The organism is Amycolatopsis sp. WAC 04197, from assembly GCF_003947475.1.
GTDB classification, from domain to species: Bacteria; Actinomycetota; Actinomycetes; order Mycobacteriales; family Pseudonocardiaceae; genus Amycolatopsis; species Amycolatopsis japonica.
Genome location: NZ_QHJK01000010.1, coordinates 376310 through 391278 on the forward strand (window position 1 = coordinate 376310; position 14969 = coordinate 391278).

Genomic DNA, 14969 nt, shown 5'->3' on the forward strand with positions numbered 1-14969 from the left:
TCGCGGCGGCCGTGCCCACGGCCGCTTCTCACTATCCGAGGAGAGTGAGGCTCGATGTTCCCCCGTTCCCCTCACCTGACGAGACACCCCTGGCACCCGGTGGCGATCCTGGCGGCCTCCGCACTGGTCGCCCTCATCCCCCTGCCGGTGATCGCGACCACCGCGACCGCCGCCGTATCCGGCCCCGCTCCCGTCACCGGGCGGCCGGACGTCCATCGCGTCACGTTGCTCACCGGCGACGTGGTGACCTACGAACGAGACGGCGCCGGGCACGGCACCGCACAGGTCGAACCGGCGGTGCGGCCGGACCGGCCGAGCCCGGCGTTCCAGATCACGACCACGGCCGAAGGGCTGATGGTGTATCCGTCGGACGCGCTTCCGTTCGTCGGCAAGGGATTGCTGAGCCCGGAGCTGTTCAACGTCACCACGCTCGTCGAAGACCGGCGTGACGACGCGGCGAGCACCACGATCCCCGTCATCGTGCGTTACGGCGACCGGCCGGGGCTGTCCGCCCGGACTCTGGGCGCGAAGGCGAAGGCGCTTCCGCAGACGCAGCGGCTCACTCCGCTGGTCACGGCCAACGGAGTGGGGGTCCAGGTCAAGAAGGCGGGGACGGGCGAATTCTGGCGTTCGCTCGTCGCGTTCGATCCGGGCGGGAAACCCGTGTTGAATCAAGGGATTTCGCAAGTCCGGCTGGACAGGAAGGTCCGGGTGACGCTGGACAAGAGCACCGCGCGGGTCGGTGCGCCGTCGGCGTGGAGCGGCGGGTGGACCGGGAAGGGGACCACGGTCGCGGTGGTGGACACCGGGATCGACGAGAACCATCCCGACCTGGCGGGCAAGACGGTCGCCTCCGCGGACTTCAGCGGGGAAGGCGACGTCGTGGACCGCCACGGCCACGGCACGCACGTCGCGTCGATCGTCGCCGGTACCGGCGCGGCCTCGGGCGGCCGGTACAAAGGTGTGGCACCGGACGCGAATCTGGTGGTGGCCAAGGTTTTCGACGCCTCCGGCGAGGGTGACACCGCACAGGTGATGGCCGGGGTCGACTGGGCCGTCGCGCAGGGCGCGAAGATCGTGAACCTCAGCCTCGGCGCCGGCGTCAGCGACGGGGCCGACCCGATGAGCGAGCAGATCGACTCGCTTTCGGCGAAGTCCGGCACGCTGTTCGTGGTCGCGGCCGGGAACTCCGGCCCGGGCGACCGGACCGTCACGACGCCGGGGGCGGCGACGTCCGCGCTCACCGTCGGGGCGGTCGACCGGGAGGACAAGATCGCGTGGTTCAGCAGCCGCGGCCCTCGGTTGCGGGACGCCTCGGTCAAGCCGGAGATCACCGCGCCGGGTGTCGGGATCGTCGCCGCCAGGGCCGCGGACACGGCGCTGGGCGAACCGGTGGACGCCTCCTACACCGCCGCGTCGGGCACCTCGATGGCGACTCCGCACGTGGCGGGAGCCGCGGCGATCCTGCTGCAGCAGCGACCGGAACTGACCGGGCAGGCGCTGAAGAACACCCTCGTCACCACGGCCAAAGACGTCGGCCTTCGCTGGTTCGAGCAGGGCGCCGGACTCCTCGACGTCGCGCGGGCCGTGTCGCAGAAAGCGACCGGCACCGCGGTCGCGAGCTTCGGCCGTAACGAGCGGACGACCAACGCCTCGGCACAGGTCGTCCGGCAGCTGTCCTACACCAACACCGGGGACCAGCCGCTGAACCTGAACCTGAAGCTGACCGTGCGACCTTGGGACGGCGGCGCCGGGCCGGGCACCGGGATGCGCCTGGCGAAGACGGATCTGTCGATCCCGCCGAAGTCGAGTGCCACCGTCGACCTCGCCGTGAACCCGAACGAAGGAACGGCGGGCGTCTACGGCGGCGCCGTGGTGGCCACGACCGCGGACGGGACCAACGCGGTGCGGACACCCGTGAGCACCTACAACGCGGCCGAACTGTTCCCGGTGACGATCCGGGTCCGGGACTCGGCGGGCGGGCCCGCCCAGTCCGCGTCGGCTCAGCTGATCGACGACGCGGCCGGTGCGGGTAACCGCAACGACCCGTTCCTCGACCAGGTCAGCCAGCAGATCGGCCTGGTCGACGGGGTCGGCCGGGTGCTCGTGCCCGCCGGACGCTATTCGGCGCTCGGCTGGGCGATGGAGCGCGGGCTGACGGTGCGCCGCTGGTCGGCGATGAGCGCGACGCAGGTCTCCGTCACGGGCCCGGCGGAGATCGCGCTGAACGCGGCGAGCGCCGTCCCGGCGGGGCTGATCACGCCCACTCCCACCGATCTTCGCGATCGCACGGTGATGCTGCGGCGCGTGATCCCCGGCGGAGCGGGAGTGAACGGTTACGTCGGCGAAGCCGGGCTTGCCTCGGGCGCGGGCTGGGAGGTGCGCGTGACCCCCGCGGCCGCCACCTCGGCGGGCGCGATTTCGTTGCAGGACAGCGCGACACTGTCCCAGACCGCGGTCGAGATGCGGATCGCCGATGGCGGTTCTGCCGTGCTGAACCCGGCGTACGACGTGCCGACGTTGACGGCGAAGTCACCCGGTGAGCGAACGCTGCCGGTCGTGTTCGGCGGCGCGGGTGATCTCACCGGTCTCGACGTCCGAGGAAAGGCCGTCCTGGTGAGGATTCCGGTCCCGCCCGGGGCGCCGGACCCGGTGAGCGCGGTCTCCGCGGGCATCGCGAACGCGGCACGCGCGGTGTCCGCCGCGGGCGGGGCGGCGTTGATCCCCTACGCCGGTTCGCCAGGCTCGCTGAGCGTTCCGGGCCTCAGCAGCGCGGTGGTACCGACCTTGTCCCTCGGCTGGGAGGAAGGCGAAAAGCTGCGGACCGCCGGTGCCGTTTCGGTGCGCTTGCTGGTGCGCGCGGCTCCGGACGCGATGTACAACCTCAGCTACCTCGATGCCAACGGCGTGCCGAAGGGGCTCGTCCGGCGGGTCGACCGGAAGACCTTGGTCGCCACGAAAACCGGCTACCAGGCCGAAAAACCGGGACTGACCGGACAGAAGAACTGGTACGCCTTCCCGACCGGCCTGTGGAAGACACAGGCGGTGCAGGGCACGAAGATCCCGGTTCCCGGCTCCTGGACCGAATACACCGGCCCGGCGGACGATCGGCTGGTCTGGAAACGGGTCGTCACCCTGTCCGGCAACGACACCGCGGGGCGTCGCGCCGCGCTGAGCATGAACGCGCAGAACGTCTACCGCGCGGGCGAGCGGTCGAGACCGGACGAGTTCTGGTTCCGCGCACCACTGCACAGCGGCTCGGTGGAACTGCCCGCCGATCATCCGGCCCGGTATCCGGCGACGGCCTCCGGCTGGGCGGTGCTGTGCTCGATGTGCCGTGGTGGCACGGATCCCGATCTGTTCGTCCCCGGCCTGCAGTGGATGGACGGCACGACCGGGGCGGGCGGGCATTACGCGAATCCCTACGAGAACGCGCGGTACTTCGCGGCGACCACGGCTCGGCTGTACCGGGACGGGACCGAGATCCCGCGGTCCAATGCGGACGATCCGCTCGCGCTCATCCCGGAGTTCCGGCTCGCACCGACCCCCGCCACCTACCGGCTGGACGTGACCGACGTGATGCCCGGCCCGGCGCAGGTCGGCATCCCGAGCGGGGCGCTGTTCCAGCACGCCCCGAGGACGGACACGTCGTGGACGTTCACCTCGGCGCGGTCGGACGCTCCGGCACCGCTCGGCTTCTCCTGCCACAACGCGGGCAAGTCGTGTTCCTTCCAGCCGCTCATCCAGCTGGACCACCGGCTGCCGCTGGATCTCGGCGGCCGCGCCCCGGCCGGGCGCCCGTTCACCTTCGACGTGTCCGCCGGCTCGCACAGCGGCGCGCGGGGCGGCGGACCGGTGACGCGGCTGCAGGTGTCGGCGTCGACGGACGGCGGGCGCACCTGGACGGCGGCGACCGTCCGGCCGGGCGCGAACGGGCTGTGGTCGGTGACGGTGGCCCACCCGCCACTCGCGGCGACGGACGGGTTCGTCTGGCTGCGCTCGGAAGCACGGGACAGCTCGGGCAACACCGTGACGCAGACGGTCCAGCGGGCCTACGCGCTCACGGACGTGGCGAAGGCGAACCCGCGCGCTCGCTGACGTCGTCGTCGATCGGGGGCTGGGTCGACGGCAAGGTGACCCAACCCCGCGTGGCGACCTGAAGGCCGGCCTGGAACCGGGTTGTCGCGCCGAGCGCGGTCATGAGGTCGCGAAGCCGTCGCTGGAAGGTCCGGTAGCTCATGCCGAGTTGTTTGGCGATGCTCCGGTCCGGCAGGCCGGTGGTCAGCAAGGCGAGCAGGCGGGCGTCGTCTGACGGGGCGACGTCCGCCAGTTCGGCCGAACCGGGCAGGCGTAGCGGAAGCCCGCTCTGCCAAAGGAAAGCGAAGACCGCGCCGAGCGCGTCGAGCAACGCGCACGGGTGGATCACCAAGGCCGCGCCGACCTCGGGGAGATCGGACCGCAGTGGCACCAGTCCGACGCGCTGGTCGACCACGATCATCTTGAGCGGGGCGCTGGTGACCACGCGGGCCTCCTCGCCGAGGGCGAGGCCCGCCTCCAGATCGGAGGACAGGTCGTGCATTTCCAGCGCGCTGCGCTCGTAAACCCCGCGAAAGCGCACCCCCCGGCCGAGGAGATCACGCTCCGCGGGATGCAGGACGCTCGGCGTTTGCGCGTAAGGCGGTTTGTCGACGAAGGCGACCTCCCGCTCGGCCGACCGCAGCAGCTGATCCGCCCTTTCGGCGATCAGCGCGTCGCCGTGGATCACCTCGATGAGATCGACCGGGCGTTCGCCGGACGTCGCGCGGTACCGCTCGCGCAACCTGTCGGCGACAAGCCGCGCACTCGCGAGTTCCTGTTCCTTCAGCCGGAGCATCGCCTCCAGCGCGATCTCCGGCCGCACCGCCGAATACGCCTCCGCGCGGCCGGGAAGCCTGACGAGTAAACCTTTTTCCGTCAGCGCGCCCAGCACGCGGAGCAGCCGTTGCCGCGGCAGCCCGGTGCGTTGCCGGATTTCGGCGACGGTCAGCGAACCGGTGCCGGCGAAGGCATCGTAGACCTCGACGTCGGTTTCGTTCAGACCGATGATGTCCAGCAAATCGTCTCCCGCCCCAGCCGCGGTCGCCTTCGTCCGACCATACCGCCGGAATCCGGCGGGCAAAAGGACCGCGTCGCGTCCGGACCGTCCACTGTGGTCAGTCGTGGTCAGGGATCCCGTGGAGATGGTGATCGGCCGGGTTCATGACCTCGGCCAGCAACCGCCGGACGGGTTCCCTTCACCGCGTCTAATGCGGTGAAGGGAGCCGTCGCCCCGGTCACTCACCGGCCAAGTCAGCCTTTCGCGCGCATCACCGGGCCGCCACCGGCGGCAGCGCGCGCACGGCCTTGGCGGCGAGCACCGCGAGCGGTACCGCTACCGCCAGAACCGCCACGGTCTGCCCGGCGGCGATCGCGGTCATCATGTCCAGTTCCGCGGTGCGGGCCGCGAGCCGGAGGTAGTCCAGCAGCGTCACGACCCGCTGCACGAGGGCGACCAGCGCGAGCGAAGCGAGCGTCGTCGACCACGACACCGCGGCACTCCGCCAGCCCAGGCGAGGCACGCTCAGGTAGACGACCGCGGCGACGAAAACCGCCACACAGACCACGCCCGGCCAGTCCACGAGCGCCGGAACGCTGACATAGGTGACCGCCATCGCGACCGCCAGGAGGCCGACGCCGGCAAGCAGCGCGACGAGCCACGGCCGCGCTTTCACCGGTGGGGCCTGCCGATGGAACGCGACCAGTGCCACCACCGGCAGTGCCTCCAGCAGGAGTCCGACGGTCCCGGACAGCCCGTACGCACCCTCTGCGGCCACGAGATCCACGCCGAAGAAGACCGAGGCTTGAGCCAGCGCCGTCACCGCGAGCCACCGCGCCGCGCGCCGCCGGCCGGTCACCAGGCACAGATAAGCCGCCACCCAGACCAAGCCGAGCAGGGTCCGCACGTCGGCCGCGATCGGACTCGTCATCGGGGGAGACCACAGCCACGCCCCGATACCGACCAGCGCGGCCACCGCCTGCACGAGCAACCCCACCAGCGCCAGCCGCCGGACCGTCTCACCCCAGACGAGGTAGCGGAGCGGCGCGCCGTCGCCTCCCAGTCGCAACCGCACCGCCAGGGCCACGACGCTCGCCACTTCCGGCCAGCTCGGCCGGCCGTGGTCGGCGGCGAACTCCGCGTCCTCGGCGTCTTCCGGCATCTCGCTGTGCAGGAAGGTGGCGACCATGTCCTCCTCCCACGCCTGCCGATAGGACGCGGGGAGCAGCCGCAGCACCCGCCGGTATCGCTCCTCCAGGCGGTTCACGCCAGGCCCCCGGTGTCCGCCGGCCGCCACGCGCGCAGCCGTTCCGAGGCGGCGCGGGCGTTCGAGGCCTGCCGCTGGACCTCGGCCGCGAGCGCCGTGCGGCCGTCCTCGGTCAGCCGGTAGTACCGGCGGAGCCGCCCGTTGGCGACCTCCTCCCGATCCGGCTCGACCAGACCGTCCGCGACCAGCCGATCCAGCACGCCGTACAGCGTGCCGACCTTCAGCTTCACCCGGCCGTCCGACAGATCCCCGACCTCGCCGACGATCCCGTACCCATGACGCGGCGCGTCCACCAGCGCGGTGAGGACGAAGAACGCCTGCTCCGTCATCGTTCGACCAACCATGGGCACAATATATCGCTAACCGATATATTGTGCCACCGCCGGAGCCACCCGTACGAGGTGCTTGATCTCCTGGAACGCCTCCAGGCTCCGCGGACCGTTGAGGCGACCGAGCCCGCTCTGCCCGAATCCGCCCTCCTCGAACTGGTCGTGGACCACCGCCCAGGCGTTGGTCCACACCGTGCCCGCCTTCAGTTCCCGCGCGAGCCGCAGCGGCCGGTCGGCGTTCGTGGTCCACACCGACGCGGCGAGACCGAATTCGGTGCCGTTCGCCAAGCGCGCGGCCTCCTCCTCGGTGCGGAAGACCTCGAAGGTGGCGACCGGACCGAACACCTCACGCTGCACGATGTCGTCGCCGGGGCCTTGGGGTTCCAGCAGGCTGGGCCGGTAGTAGGCGCCGCCCGCGAGCGGTCCGTCCTCGACCGGACCTCCGCGCACCAGCACCGTGGCCGTGCGAGCGGCCTCCTGGACGATCCGGTCGACCCGGTCGACGGACGCCCGGTCGATCATGGGACCCATCCGGCTGTCCGGATCGTCGCCAGGGCCTAGCCGGACCGCCGACAGCGTCTCGATGAGACGTTCGCGCAACTGCGCCGCGATCGCTTCGTGGGCAAGGATTCTGCTGCCGGTCATGCAGAACTGACCGGCGAAGGTGGTGACCGCCGCGGTCAGCACCGGGACCGCGGCGTCGAGGTCCGCGTCGTCGAACACGATCATCGGCGTCTTGCCGCCGAGCTCCAGCGACAGCCGTTTCAGGGTCCGCGCCCCCTCGGCCATGATGACGCGGCCGACGGCGGTGCTCCCGGTGTAGCTGATCACCGCGGTGCCGGGAGAGGAAACCAGCTCCCGCGCGCCGTCGTCGCCGGACTCGGTGAAGAGGTTGAGGACACCAGAAGGCAACTCCGGGGTGTCGGCGACGACTTCGGCGAGGATTCCGTTGACCAGCGCCGTCTGCGCGGGCATCTTCATCGCCACGGTGCAGCCGGCGGCGAGCGCGGGCGCGAACGACCGCACGGCCAGCACCACCGGCGAATTCCACGGCACGATGACACCCGCGACACCGATCGGTTCGAGCAGCGTGCCGCTGTAGTACCCGGGTCGCACCTCGGCCGACCGGCCGCTGTCGACCAGGGCCAGGGCCGCGGCGTAGCGGAGCTTCGGGGCGCACATGTCGACCTCGAACGCGGCCTCGCCGAGAGTCTTGCCGTTCTCCTTGGCCAGCAACGAAACGAGGTCGTCGCGGCGAGTCTCCAGGCGATCGGCCAGCCGCAGCAGCGCGGTCGCCCGGGCCTGGCGGTCGCGAGACCAGGAGGTGCGTTCGAAGGCGACCCGGGCGGCCTCGACCGCTGCCTGGGCTTCCTCGCGACCACCGTCGGCGAAGGTACCCAGGGCCGCACCGGTGGCGGGCCCGGTGGACGTACCGGTTCTCGTGGAGTCCTGCCAGCCACCGTCGATGAAATGCCGCGCGTGCGGGAGTGCCGTCGTCATACTCGAAACCGTTCTGTGAAAGGAAAAAGGTCAGCCTTCGGGTGCGCGGAACGCGGGGGTCCGGGGGCACAGGGCCAGCAGAACCGCCGCGACGACGGCAAGTCCGGCGAAGACGGCGAATCCCGCCAGGGGGTCGCGGCCGCTGACCAACCACCCGATGACGATCGGCCCCACGATCGTGCCGGTGCGGCCGGCGCCGAGGGACCAGCCGAGCGCACGGGCACGGCGGCCGGTCGGATACGAGGCGCTGACGAAGGCGTTGATCAGGATCTGACCGCCGTGCCCGCCGACACCTGCCACGGCGATGCAGACCAGGAGCGACAAGGACGGCAGTTTGATCGAGAGCGCCATCAAGGCGGCGGCCATGCCGAGGTAGGTGAGGACGACGACGGGCCGGTTGCTCCACCGGTCGCTCGCGGCGGCGATGACCAGCGAGCCCGTCACCGCACCGAGATTGAGGACGAGCAGGAAGACCAGGGACGAGTCGAGCGCGTAGCCCGCCTTCGACATCAGGCCGGGGAGCCAGGTGGCGAGCCCGTACCAGGCGAAGAGCCCGCAGAAGGTCGCGGTGGCGAACACGATCGACGCGGTCCGGTAGGACCGGCCGAAGATCCCCTCGGTCTTCTCCCGCGTGACCACCTCGAGTGCCGGCGCGTCCAGCCCGAACCGGGCGCGGATGGCCGCGGCGTGATCGCGGCGCCCGATGGCGTCGAGGAACTGCGGCGACTCGGGGAGGTATCTGGCGGTGATGAACAGGCAGATCACGCCGGGCGCCCCGGCGAGCAGGAACATCGCCTCCCAGCCCCAGGCCGGAATGACCGGCAATGCCGTCACCGCCGCGAACACGCCGCCGACCGGTACGCCGGACAGCATCAAGGTGTAGGTCAGGGTGCGATACCGCGGGATCGCGTACTCCAGGGTGAGCGCGGACGCCGCGGGCATGATCGCCCCGATGCCCAGCCCGGCGAGCAGCCGGAACAGCGCCAGCGGCCAGACGCTGTCGACCGTCCCGCACAAGACCGTGAACAAGGTGAAGATCGTCACCGCCCCGATGGCCACCGGCCGCCTGCCGTAACGGTCGGAGAGCGCACCCGAGGACAGCGCCCCGACCATCGCGCCGACGAAGACGGCCGAGCCGATCCAGCCGATGTTCTCCGGTGTGAACCCGTTCTCCGGGTTCGCCAGCAGCACGGGGACGACGGTGCCGAAGGCGACGATGTCGTAGCCCTCGATCACCACGATGATCCAGCACAGCAACGTCACGCGTATCGCCGCGCGACCGGCCGGGCGGCGGGCGCGACGGTCTGATCCTGCATGCCGGTTCCTCGTTTCGGGGTCGCCAGTGGGAGCTCGGGAATGCCTAGAGCCAGGGTGGGAGGGGCCCGCGCGATCGGCCCGTGAGGACGCCCGCGAGCGCGGCGGCCTGGCCGCGGGCAAGACGCTGCTCGACGATCTCGAAGACCAGCGCTCGCAACACTTCCTCCGGCCACCGCTCCCAGGAGTCGTCCAGATCCACCCCGTGGACCACGACCTCGCGGACCCTGAGCCACGGGATCTCCTCGGCGGAGACCGTGCGCCCCTGGGCGGTGACGACGTGACTCGTCCACTGCTCGTCGGTCAGCGCGGACAAGACGCCGTCGAGCTCGGCCGCCGACTCGCGCACCAGTTCCTTCAGCACCGCGGGCGGCAGGGTCGCCCCGGTGGCGATCTCCCGTTCCCGCTGCCCCGCGCCGTCGTACATCGGGGTCTCGACGCCGGTGGCGGCCCACGAAGCCAGTCGTCCCAAGGCTCGCGCGTTGAAATGGAGGTGGGCCACGAGATGGCCGATGGTCCACCCCGGCAGCGGCGACGGCTCGGCGAACCGCGGTTCCTCCAGCCCGTCGACGATTTCGAGGAGCCGCTCGGTCCCCGCCCGCATCCACGTCAGGTACGCGGTGGAGGACGCCGTCACGACTCGGACCTCACCGTGTTCTCCAGCGAACCGATGTGCTCGATCGTGGTGACGACCTCGCTTCCCGCGGTCAGGTAGCGCGGCGGTTTCCGGGCGTGGCCGACGCCGCCCGGCGTGCCGGTGGCGATCACGTCGCCGGGGCGGAGCGTGATCATCGTCGAGACGTACTCGACCAGCGCGACCGGATCGAAGACCAGATCGCCGGTGTCGGCGCGCTGCATCTCCTCGCCGTCGACCACGGTGGTGACGGTCAGAGCGGGCCGGACGTCACCCGGCAGTTCGTCGGGCGTGACCAAGACCGGCCCGATCGGGGTGCTGGCCTCGAAGTTCTTACCCTGCAACCATTCCCGGGTGCGGAACTGCCAGTCGCGCATCGAAACGTCGTTGAGCACGGTGAATCCCGCGATCGCGGCGGCCGCCTGTTCGGTGGTGGCACGGCGGACGGTGGCGCCGATGACCACGCACAGCTCCGCCTCCCAGTCGACCGAGCCGGACTCCGGCGGGAGGACGATGTCGTCGTGGGCACCGATGAGGGTGTCGGCGAACTTCGCGAACAGGGTGGGGTACTCGGGAAGGTCGCGCCCCATCTCGAGGATGTGGGTCCGGTAGTTCAAACCGACACAGACGACCTTGCCCGGCGCCGGGACCACCGGCGCGAGCCGGATCTCCGCGGCGGTGTACCGCTCCCCCGGCTCCTGCGCCTTCGTCCGCCACGAAGGATCTTCGAGCAACTCGCGGACGTCCGCCGCGGCCAACGCCGTGTACGTCTCGCCCTCGACGCGGGCCGCGCGGCTGGTGCCGTCGATCAGGATCGTGGCCAGTTTCATCGTGTGCTCCCGTGGGTGGCCCGGGCGAGGTCGAGCCGCTCGTGGATCGGTGCGTCGGTGAACTCGAACAGGTCGATCCCGGGTTCGGTGGCGATGGTGAGCGCCTGCCAGGACGGGACGACGAACAGGTCGCCGCGGTCGACGTCCCAGGCCGAGTCGCCGACCGTGACCCGGGCCGATCCTTCGAAGACCTGGAAGACCGCCGAACCCACTTCGCGGCGCTCCGCGGTGGCGGCGCCGGGCGCGAGGCGGTGGAACTGGGTACGCAGTGTCGGCATCACGTCTTCGCCGGTCGTGGGGTTGGTGAACCGCACCGCCGCGTGACCGGGCTCCGGCGTGACCGGGTAGCCCTCCGCCTCCAGCTCCAGTTGCTCACGCAGCGCCCGGTCGGTGTGCTCCCAGCGGTAGGCGAGCAGCGGCGTCTTGGGCGAAGGCGCCAGATGGGTCAGCGGACGCAGCCCCGGATGTCCCCACAGCCGCTCGGAACGCGACCGCTCCGGGGTGCCCACGTCGCCCACGTGGTCGGGACCGAACTCGAAGAACGTGGAGTCGACGGCGTACGCGAAAGGGATGTCCAGGCCGTCGATCCAGGCCATGGGGGCATCGCTGGTGTTGAGGTGGCCGTGCCAGTGCCAGCCTCCCTGCGGCAGGAAATCGCCGCGGCGCATCGCGACCGGGTCGCCGTCGACCACGGTCCACACGCCTTCGCCCTCGACGACGAACCGGAACGCGTTCTGCGTGTGCCGGTGCACCGGCGCGTCCTCGCCGGGGTTGAGGTACTGGATCGCGGCCCACAACGTGGGGGTGGCGAACGGACGTCCGCCGAGTCCGGGGTTCGCCAGTGCCAGCGCCCGGCGTTCCCCGCCCCGGCCCACCGGCACCAAGGCACCGGCCTCGGCGGCCATCGCGGAGAGCGAGTCCCAGGACCATCGGTGCGGCAGGGCCGCCGATCTGGGGGTGGCGGGCATGAGGTCGCCGATCTCGCACCACAGCGGGACGAGGGACTCCTCGCCGAGACGTGCGTAGAGCCGGTCCAGCTCGGGAGTCGTTTCCGGTTGGGAGGCCATGGCCGAACGATCTCCGAGGCCGGACCGCGTCGCTATACTTTTCCTCCATGCGGAATCCGCCGGCGTCGCTGTTGAACTCGGTCGATCACGCGTTGCAGGTCGCCATCCTGCTTCAGCAGGAGGGACCGCTGCGGCTGGTGGACATCGCCCACCGGATCTCGATCGCTCCCTCGACGGCACACCGGCTGCTGACGTCGCTGGTCTACCGCGAATTCGCGACCCAGGGCGCCGACCGGCTCTACCGCCCCGGCCCGATGCTCAGGCCGGTCGAAGCCCCCGATCCCGGCGCCCAGCGGCTGTGGCGGGTCGCGCGGCCCCGGATGCGCCGGCTCATGGAGCTCGTCAACGAAACGGTCACCCTGCTCGTGCCCGTCGGGACCGACGCCCGCTTCATCTCCACGGTGGAGTGCGCCCGGACCCTGCGCGTCGCCGATCGCACCGGTTTCGTCATGCCGCTGCACGACACCGCCGGTGGCCGGGCCATCCTCGCCGAGAAGACCGCCGAAGAGCTCACGGACCTCTACCGCGACGAGGACGTCGACGGCCGCCGCCTCTACCGCGACCTGTCACGGGTGCGCGCCAAGGGTTTCGCCATCAACGACCAGCGCACCGAGAAGGGCCTGACCGCGCTCGGGGTCGCCGTGCGGAGCCCGCAGGGGCCGGCGTGCGGCGCCATGGCACTGGCCATGCCGACCACGCGTTTCCGGGCTGACCCGGTCCAAGAGTGGGTCGCGCTGCTCAAGGCCGCGGCCGCCCTGGTCGAGGAGGAACTCGCGACGGAGGCGTAAACCACGCTTCGGCAGAGTGCGCTGCACTTGAAAAGAAAGTTCGGCGCGCCTAAACTTCAGCTTAGGCGTTCCGACAACACCGCGGACAGGTGACCCGATGCACTGGAGTCAGCTCCTCGTTCCCGTGACCAGCGGTGTGTCCGTCGCCCTCATCGTGGCGACCGTCAGGTTCCTGTGGCGGCGCACCCGCCTGCCGACCGGCCTGTCCCAGCGGATGACCCGGCGGAACTACCTGGCGGAGATGCTCGTCATCTCCAAGAACGACAACGTCGACCGGCTCGACGCCCTGGTCCCGAATCTGCTGCCGGCACAAGGCTCCCCGGTGCTCGTCGAGATCCAGGAATCGTGGGCGCAGATCAACGGCCGCCGCGGCGTCCGGGTGATCACCCGCACCGAACCCGCGTCCCTGACCGCCGGAGCCGAGTTGCTCGCGGCGGGGATCGAGGTCCGCGTGTCCCGCGCGCTGACCGCGGATCACCTGTCGTACCACCTGTTCTCCGGTTCGGAACACCACACGGTGCTCAACCGGCGCAACGGCGGGAAGGACCGGCCCGAACGGCTGGACGAGATCTCCGCCGCCAAGGTGTTCCGCAGCCATTTCGACGAGACGTGGAGCGAGTCCGAACCCCTGGAGTCGTTCCTGGCCGGGGAACTCCTCGCCGGGCCCGACTCCGGCCTCGCGGACCGGATCCGGGAGCAGCGCGCGGCGTACCAGCTGCCCGCCAAGGCGGAGGACGCGATCCTGCGGCATCTGGCGTTCCGCCACCGCGCGCCGGTCGTCTTCGTCACCGGTCTGCCGGGTGCCGGCAAGTCACTGGTCCGCCGAGCCCTCGCCGAAGAGCTTCGGCGGTGGCGGATGCAGGTCGACGAGCTGAACGATTACGTCTACGCGTTCGAGGAATTCCTCCACGCCTTGATGCTCCTCGGCGACGGCCGCGGCGCGGGCTTCAGCGCCCAGCAGGGCGGCGCGTTCCAGGTGGAACGCGAAGACGATCTCCGGCCTGCCCTGCACACACTCGGCCACCGCGTTTGGGAAAACCGCCGCAGCAACCCGATCACGATCGTCGAGTTCGCCAGGGCCGACACGATCGGAGCGCTCCAGGTGTTCGGCGACAAGGTCCTGGCGGCATCGCAGATCATCCACGTCCGCGCCTCCGACACCAAGCGCTCCGCCCGGCTGGCCAGACGGGGCGAGCCACCGAAGATCTCGGTGACGGGCCAGTCGATCAGTCTCGAAGTGTCCGACGAGCATCGGCTGCCCAGCAACGCCGCGGACACCCTGTACAGCAGGGACGACTTCGCACTGCTGAAGGCACAGAAGAACATCGCCAACCGCCTGTTCCTCGTCGAGAACGACGCCGAGGAGAAGGCGCACGTCGACGAGCAGGTCACGGCGTTCGTCGAAGCGGTCGTGCGCCCCTACCGAGCACTCGCGCGTATCTAGGACCCGGCGGCGTCCACCTCGGAATCCGCGGCGTGCCGGCGAGGTACCACTGCGCCACTTCTGGGGTGTCGTGTCGTAGCGGCGCCGGGCTCGACCGATCGAGTGACTTCGCCGCCCTGACCCATCCACGCCGTCCGCAGCCTCGAAATTCGATCGACCGAGGTCGACGGAGGAGCGGGATGGACGGGGCACGAGGATTCGCCGACGACGAGGATTCCGACCGGCTGTTCTCGGTGAACATCGACGTCGAACTCGAGCGGCTGATCCAACGGGTCGCCTGGACCGCGGAAGTCAGGCTGGACCTGTCGAAACGTCCAGAGCTCCGCCACCTGCGCTCAACGGTGGCCGATCGCCTGAATTTCGGTCGCAGCGAGCAAGAACCGATGGGTGGGCTCCTGCTCGTCGTGGACGAGCTGGTGGCCAACGCCTATCTGCACGCCACCACCCCTGGTGAACTGCGAGTCACCAGACAGTCCCGGGGAATCCTGGTCGAAGTCACCGATGACCAGGCCGATACCGGGATTCCGGGGCCGGAAAGCTGTCGAGACACCCATGGTCTCCGTCTTGTCAGTCACCTTTCGCTCGATTGGGGCGTTCGGCCCGAACAAGCGGGGAAAGTGGTGTGGGCCTTGGTTCCAGCGCAGACGTACTACGAGACCTGACTCGCCACCGAGGCCTGGTCTGCCCGAAGGTCGTGAGTGGCAATGGTCGTTCCAACCCTC

At 70.5% G+C, this 14969-nt stretch carries 12 protein-coding genes; 4 read left to right on the forward strand and 8 right to left on the reverse strand.

What is annotated here, in order from left to right; genetic code table 11:
• Positions 1 to 54 precede the first annotated feature (54 nt).
• Entirely contained in the window at positions 55 to 4098 is a 4044-nt protein-coding gene (locus DMC64_RS34255; RefSeq protein WP_233629908.1) for a S8 family peptidase, read from the forward strand.
• Here the strand turns inward: DMC64_RS34255 and DMC64_RS34260 are convergent.
• The 8 genes from DMC64_RS34260 to DMC64_RS34300 form a co-directional block, all read right to left on the reverse strand.
• Complete coding sequence (locus tag DMC64_RS34260) at positions 4061 to 5095, reverse strand: helix-turn-helix domain-containing protein (protein WP_125736848.1); 1035 nt, start codon at positions 5093 to 5095, stop codon at positions 4061 to 4063. The genes DMC64_RS34255 and DMC64_RS34260 overlap by 38 nt on opposite strands.
• A 250-nt stretch (positions 5096 to 5345) precedes the next feature.
• The gene (locus tag DMC64_RS42780; RefSeq protein ID WP_158634276.1) at positions 5346 to 6341 is read right to left on the reverse strand and encodes a hypothetical protein; all 996 of its coding nucleotides are present in this window, start codon (positions 6339 to 6341) and stop codon (positions 5346 to 5348) included.
• Positions 6338 to 6685: a PadR family transcriptional regulator gene (locus tag DMC64_RS34275; protein WP_370325348.1), complete on the reverse strand. Its 348-nt coding sequence runs from the start codon at positions 6683 to 6685 to the stop codon at positions 6338 to 6340. Before DMC64_RS34275 ends, DMC64_RS42780 begins: the two co-directional genes overlap by 4 nt.
• 15 nt (positions 6686 to 6700) lie before the next feature.
• Positions 6701 to 8170, reverse strand: a complete 1470-nt coding sequence (locus DMC64_RS34280) for an aldehyde dehydrogenase family protein (RefSeq protein WP_125736849.1) — start codon at positions 8168 to 8170, stop codon at positions 6701 to 6703.
• Positions 8171 to 8200: 30 nt separating this feature from the next.
• Complete coding sequence (locus DMC64_RS34285; RefSeq protein WP_158634277.1) at positions 8201 to 9433, reverse strand: aromatic acid/H+ symport family MFS transporter; 1233 nt, start codon at positions 9431 to 9433, stop codon at positions 8201 to 8203.
• A 97-nt stretch (positions 9434 to 9530) separates the two neighbouring features.
• On the reverse strand, positions 9531 to 10121 hold the full coding sequence (locus DMC64_RS34290) for a maleylpyruvate isomerase N-terminal domain-containing protein (RefSeq protein ID WP_233629909.1): 591 nt from the start codon (positions 10119 to 10121) through the stop codon (positions 9531 to 9533).
• Positions 10118 to 10948: a fumarylacetoacetate hydrolase family protein gene (locus tag DMC64_RS34295; RefSeq protein ID WP_125736851.1), complete on the reverse strand. Its 831-nt coding sequence runs from the start codon at positions 10946 to 10948 to the stop codon at positions 10118 to 10120. Before DMC64_RS34295 ends, DMC64_RS34290 begins: the two co-directional genes overlap by 4 nt.
• Positions 10945 to 12015, reverse strand: coding sequence for a cupin domain-containing protein (locus DMC64_RS34300; RefSeq protein ID WP_125736852.1), 1071 nt, complete (start codon positions 12013 to 12015; stop codon positions 10945 to 10947). Before DMC64_RS34300 ends, DMC64_RS34295 begins: the two co-directional genes overlap by 4 nt.
• 47 nt (positions 12016 to 12062) lie before the next feature.
• Between DMC64_RS34300 and DMC64_RS34305 the strand changes: the two genes are divergently transcribed.
• From DMC64_RS34305 to DMC64_RS34315, 3 genes are all read left to right on the forward strand, one after another.
• Positions 12063 to 12803 carry an IclR family transcriptional regulator gene (locus tag DMC64_RS34305; protein WP_125736853.1) on the forward strand — a complete coding sequence of 247 codons (741 nt, stop codon included), beginning with the start codon at positions 12063 to 12065 and terminating at the stop codon, positions 12801 to 12803.
• 97 nt (positions 12804 to 12900) lie between these two features.
• Positions 12901 to 14247, forward strand: a complete 1347-nt coding sequence (locus DMC64_RS34310) for a hypothetical protein (RefSeq protein ID WP_125736854.1) — start codon at positions 12901 to 12903, stop codon at positions 14245 to 14247.
• 179 nt (positions 14248 to 14426) lie between these two features.
• Positions 14427 to 14909 (forward strand): ATP-binding protein, encoded by a 483-nt coding sequence (locus DMC64_RS34315; protein ID WP_125736855.1) that lies wholly within the window; start codon positions 14427 to 14429, stop codon positions 14907 to 14909.
• Positions 14910 to 14969 lie beyond the last annotated feature (60 nt).

What these genes read in the sequence shown, in the direction of transcription:
- DMC64_RS34295 (WP_125736851.1), bottom strand. Translation starts at nt 10,948, where the DNA reads ATGAAACTGGCCACGATCCTGATCGACGGCACCAGCCGCGCGGCCCGC.
- DMC64_RS34275 (WP_370325348.1), bottom strand. Translation starts at nt 6,685, where the DNA reads ATGGTTGGTCGAACGATGACGGAGCAGGCGTTCTTCGTCCTCACCGCG.
- DMC64_RS34280 (WP_125736849.1), bottom strand. Translation starts at nt 8,170, where the DNA reads ATGACGACGGCACTCCCGCACGCGCGGCATTTCATCGACGGTGGCTGG.
- DMC64_RS34300 (WP_125736852.1), bottom strand. Translation starts at nt 12,015, where the DNA reads ATGGCCTCCCAACCGGAAACGACTCCCGAGCTGGACCGGCTCTACGCA.
- DMC64_RS34255 (WP_233629908.1), top strand. Translation starts at nt 55, where the DNA reads ATGTTCCCCCGTTCCCCTCACCTGACGAGACACCCCTGGCACCCGGTG.
- DMC64_RS34305 (WP_125736853.1), top strand. Translation starts at nt 12,063, where the DNA reads ATGCGGAATCCGCCGGCGTCGCTGTTGAACTCGGTCGATCACGCGTTG.
- DMC64_RS34310 (WP_125736854.1), top strand. Translation starts at nt 12,901, where the DNA reads ATGCACTGGAGTCAGCTCCTCGTTCCCGTGACCAGCGGTGTGTCCGTC.
- DMC64_RS34315 (WP_125736855.1), top strand. Translation starts at nt 14,427, where the DNA reads ATGGACGGGGCACGAGGATTCGCCGACGACGAGGATTCCGACCGGCTG.